Origin of the sequence: Amycolatopsis sp. WAC 04197 (assembly GCF_003947475.1) — a bacterium.
GTDB lineage: Bacteria > Actinomycetota > Actinomycetes > Mycobacteriales > Pseudonocardiaceae > Amycolatopsis > Amycolatopsis japonica.
This window is the reverse complement of the sequence record NZ_QHJK01000022.1, coordinates 1-5171: the sequence shown is the minus strand read 5'-3', so window position 1 is coordinate 5171 and position 5171 is coordinate 1. Positions and strand designations below refer to the sequence as shown.

General features: G+C 63.3%; 1 protein-coding gene. It reads right to left on the bottom strand.

Features of this window, described 5'->3' with window-relative positions:
• Positions 1-5171, bottom strand: a 5171-nt coding sequence (locus DMC64_RS42885; RefSeq protein WP_158634334.1) for a hypothetical protein, incomplete at both ends; no start/stop codon positions are given.

The following is a 5171-nucleotide window of genomic DNA, read 5'->3' as shown; positions in this document are numbered from 1 at the left end:
CCGTCGCGGTCTTGTCCGCCCATGCGGCGGCGTAGGCGAGCTTGTCGATCCAGGCCCGATCACCCGCATCGGCCACGTCCAAGGACCGGCCCAGGAGATTTCCCTCCGTGACCAAGCCCAGCAACGCGCGACCCGCGCTCACATCGGCGTCCGACCGGCCTTCGGCGAGGATCGAGCGCAGTTCGCGGGTGAATGTCTCGTTCGCCCCGTGGACGTTGTGGTGCCGCAGGAGGGTGGCCAGTTTTCCTTCGTTGTAGCCAGGATTGTCGGCCAGCAACGCGGCGGTCATAGCTCTGACCCGCGGCCGGGCTTCCGGATCCGAGATGTCGACGAAGGGGTGCCTGCGCTTGAGCCGCTCGGCGGCCGAGATGGCCTTATCGACGCTGGCACGCGTAGCGCCGTGCCGGTAAAAGCCCGCGTGCTCCGCTTGGCGGGCGATCTCTTGAGCCACTTGCCGTGGGTGGTCGACCACGAGCCGCCACAGCAGCGCTGTGAAGTCGTTCGCCACGCCGAGATCGTAATTTTGGACTGCTCGTTCCCGGCCTTGGCCGCGATATCGCGGATGCCAAGAAGACTCGTCGCTGTAGGCAGCTCTCTTAGCCTCAGTCACTACGCGGTAAAGGCTGACACGTCCGAATTTCCCTTCGCGAGACAGATGGAAGATCAAGGTATCGAGATCAAGATCACCCTGCTGATCGACGGTATTGCGGGCCAGTGTTCGAATGGCAGGCAGGTGATTGGGGTTCTTGGGATCGAGGTTGGAATTGGGAAAAGTCAGCGAGGCGAGGGTGAGGTCGGTCTGCAAGTTGTTGTAGGGTGTCTCGAGCAAGGTGCGGGCGTAGGTCTCCAGAACTGCCTGCCGGCCGGTGATGTGCCGTATCCGCATGTGCTTGACGAGTTGCTGCACCTGGTTCGGAGTGAGGAACGGGTCGTAAAGAGTGTGCGTTGAATCGAGGATCGCCTGGGTGCGGGATCGAACGGCGGCATCGTCATCAGGAAGTCCTGCCTGAAGAGGCAGGAGCCGGTCGCCGTTGCGGGTTGCTTCATCGGCTGCCTGCGAGACCAGGTCGACCAATGCGTCGAACGATCCTGTGACGCCCTCGCGCTGCAGGAGTTCGGCGAGTGTTTTGATATCAGCGGCCTTGTTCTCCCACGCCGCGGCGTAGGCGAGTTTACTGATGAAATCGCGATCCGTCTCGATATCGGTGCTCAGCGTTCTGTCAAGAAAGTGTCCAGATGGCCTTAAGGCCGGCGGCGGCCCCAGAGCTTGCATTTCTGCGCGATATTGCGAATCTTCTGTCAGCCGTACAGTGGTGGCGTCCACCAAATTTCTCAGAAATTGAGAATTACCGTGTACGTTCAACTCTTTCAGATCGCGAAGGACATCACGAGTGCGCCGGCGATCGTCGTTGGCAAGAATGCGTCCAGCGAGGTCCGTTATCATCTCTCGATGCTCGGCTTTCGAATACGACAGTTCTTCGTGTCGCCTGCCGTCTTTCACGGCGGCACTCATCGCGATCCTGACATCGGCCATGGCCCGCTCGTGAATGACCGTGAAACCGGCCTCGGCAACGCTGCGAGCGATGGCCTGGGCTTCCAGCTTGGGCTGGTCCACGACCCTTCGGTACAGCCAAGCGGTGTAGTGATCAGGACTCTCGCTGTTGAACGTGGCGAGCTTGCGTTCGCCTCGATAGTGGGGAGCCCAAAGGTCGCCGGAGTTCTTGAGGCTCTCTCGTGTCGCGGATAATTGCGTGCCCAACTTGCTCTCGAATTTCTGGGAGCCCAGATCTCCCCGAAGTTTCGAGGTCAGCAGATACCTGTTGATCAGGTCGCCGTGCTGCTGAAGGATCTCCTTTGCCGTCTCGGCGAGTTGTGCCTTGAGCCGAGGGTCTTCCGAGCCTGCCGTGACGGTGGTTCCATCTCGTCGGTGCTTGGGAGCGAGTTCGAGAGTGCCCGGAACACCGGGGTCGATGGTGGTGATGTGGCCGTCAGGCGTGACGTAGACGGGAGTGTCGAGGTAAGGGACGGACAGGGTGAGGTGGTCGAGGGTCGGGTGTTGCCGGATCAGGGTGGCGAGATGGTGGTACTGGGTTTCGGTGACCCTGCAGGCCAGGAGCGTGAGCGTGTGGTTCCGGGTTTTGTCCCAGGTGACCGGAAGGGTGGCGATGGTCTCGACGAGCTCGTGCGGGCTGTGGGAGACGGCGTCGGCGTCGGTGAACAGGTTGGGCAGCTGATAGGTGTCGGTGCTGCCGTGGTGGGCGAGCAGGGTGATGACGCCGGGTTCGGGGTAGGGGAAGGCGGCCGCGACGTTGGTGGCGTAGCCCGGCTTTACGAAGGCCATGCCCCCGTCATGCGGGAGGGGCACACCCCGCACCAGGGTGAGTGAGGGAGCCACGGAAGCGACGGGGGCGCCGGGCGCGACTTGGTCGGCATGAGACCGGAGCGCGGCCATCGCGAGTTCGCGTAGTTTGTCCTGCGCCCCGGTGATGTGATTGATACGCATCTGCCGGACGAGCGGAGTGATGGCGTCGGGCATACCGAGTTCGGTGTGTTCGAGGAGCAGCGCGCCGGTGCGCTGGAGAATGGCGGTGCGGTTGGCGACCCGGTCCGCGGAGATCGCTGGGTGCCGGTCGCCGTTACGGGTGGCTTCTTCGACGACGCGGGTGACCAGGGGGGTGAGGCCGCCGTCGCTGTCGGTGATACCGTCTCGGGTCAGCCGGGCGACGAGCTGTTCGACCGTCGCGGTCTTGTCGGCCCAAGCGGCGGCGTAGGCGATTTTGTCGATCCAGGCACGATCGTCCGCCTTGGCCACGTCAAGGGAACGGCCTAGGAGATTCCCCTCGGTTCGCAGGGCCAGTAACTGCCGCGCGGTTTCGGTAATGAACTGAAGTCGGGTCGGATCCTGAATCAGCGAACGGGCTACCGCTGCGTCGGTGATTCCCTCGCTCACCAAAGCGGTGAGGGCATTGGTACTACCACGAACGTTGTACCCCCGCAGGCGTTCGATCAGGACGCGGATTCTGATGTCCGGCACGTCGGCGGACATCGCGTCCGTGATCACGGCGGCGATCAGGGAACTGACCTGATGTTCCGACTCTGGAACGCTGGTGCTCAAGTAAGGATGCCGCCGTTGTTGCCGCTCGGCTGCGCGGATGACGTCTTGGGCTTTCGACCTGAGCTCGGCCGGGCCGGCGAAGCCCGCGTACTCGGCTCGGCGCGCGAGCTGTTCGGCGTCCTCCCGGCGATGGTCGACGGCCAATTGCCACAGCAGCGCCGTGAGGTCGTCCGGCCCGTCGGGATCGAATGCTCGTGCTTGTCGTTCCTGGCCGTTCATGGCGCGATAGCGTGGACTCCACAGGGAGCCGGCGGCCTGGACCGCCTCCAGCGCTTGTGCGATCAGAGCGTCGACCCCCTCACTTGTCTTGACACGCTGGCGCCGGAGGGAGACCTCCAGGGTGCGGGGGGCCAGATTCCCTTGTTGCTCGACGACTGTCGAAGCCAGTTCGACGATGGCGGGAAGGTCTCTGGGGTCGCCGGGATCGAGAAGGCCCTCACGTAGTTCGATGGGGTCGAGGGAGAAGTCGGCGGTGAGGTCGGGGCCGGGGGTGGTCAGGAGGTTGCGGGCGAGGGTTTCGAGGTCTTGCTGGGGGCCGGTGATGTGGCGCATGCGCAGGTGTTTGACGAGTTCGCCGACGGGGTTGTTCAGGTGGGGGTCGTGGAGTGCGGGGGTGGTGTCGAGGATGGTGCTGGCGCGGGTGTGGATGGCGTGGTGGTGGTCGGGGTCGGTGGTGGTGAGGGTGGTGAGGCGGTCGCCGTTTCGGGTGGCTTCGTCGGTGGCTTCGGTGACGAGTCGGAGGAGGGTGTTTTCTGTGCCGGTGATTCCTTCGCGTTGCAGGGTTTCGGTGATGTCGTCGGGGGTGGCGGTTTTGTTTTCCCATGCGGCGGCGTAGGCGAGTTTGCTGATGAAGTCGTGGTCGGTGGGGGTGTCGGCGTTCAGCCTTCTTTCGAGGAATTCCCCGGTCGGTGACAGTTCGGGGAGGCCGTGTGTCCGGGCGGCCGCGAGGAGTTCTGGGTCGTCTTTCAGGGCCTGTTTGCGCGCGTCCACAAGGTCCTTGAACTGGGTCCGTCTACCGTGGACGTTCAGGGCGTTCAGGTCGGCGATCGTGTCTTTGAGGGTGCGGTCACTGTTGTTGGCGAGGATCCTGTCGGTCAGTTCTTCGATCTGTGGCCGGTGTCCGGGTTTCGTCATCGACAGTTCGGGATGGCGGCGGCCGTCCTTCTCGGCGGCGGCCATCGCCTGTTTGATATCGGCCAAAAGCTCGTTATAGCCAACGGCGAAGCCTGCCTCCTGCGCGCTACGCGCGATCGTCATCGAGGCATCCGTTTGCTTGGCTACCACTCTTCGGTACAGCCAGACGGTCAAATCATTCGGAACCTTCTCGCTGAAGGTTTCTTTGCGATGTGTTCCCGCATAGATCGGCTTCCAGAGTTCACCGTCCAGGTCCAGTTTACGTCGTTCCTGGCCTATGTTCTTCTTGATTTCCGCATGGAACCGCTTCGCCGGGAAGAGGTCATGAGGGATGTAGTTGATCAGATGCCTGACCTCGAGGTCGCCGTGCCGGCGAATGATGTCCTGGGACACTGCGGCGAGCGTCGCCATAGAGCCTGGGACTCCGCCGGAACCGACGGGACCGGACTCGGTAAGCCCGGTCTTGACACCGCTGAGTTCGATGGGGTCGAGGGAGAAGTCGGCGGTGAGGTCGGGGCCGGGGGTGGTCAGGAGGTTGCGGGCGAGGGTTTCGAGGTCTTGCTGGGGGCCGGTGATGTGGCGCATGCGCAGGTGTTTGACGAGTTCGCCGACGGGGTTGTTCAGGTGGGGGTCGTGGAGTGCGGGGGTGGTGTCGAGGATGGTGCTGGCGCGGGTGTGGATGGCGTGGTGGTGGTCGGGGTCGGTGGTGGTGAGGGTGGTGAGGCGGTCGCCGTTTCGGGTGGCTTCGTCGGTGGCTTCGGTGACGAGTCGGAGGAGGGTGTTTTCTGTGCCGGTGATTCCTTCGCGTTGCAGGGTTTCGGTGATGTCGTCGGGGGTGGCGGTTTTGTTTTCCCATGCGGCGGCGTAGGCGAGTTTGCTGATGAATTCGTGGTCGGTGGGGGTGTCGGCGTTCAGCCTTCTG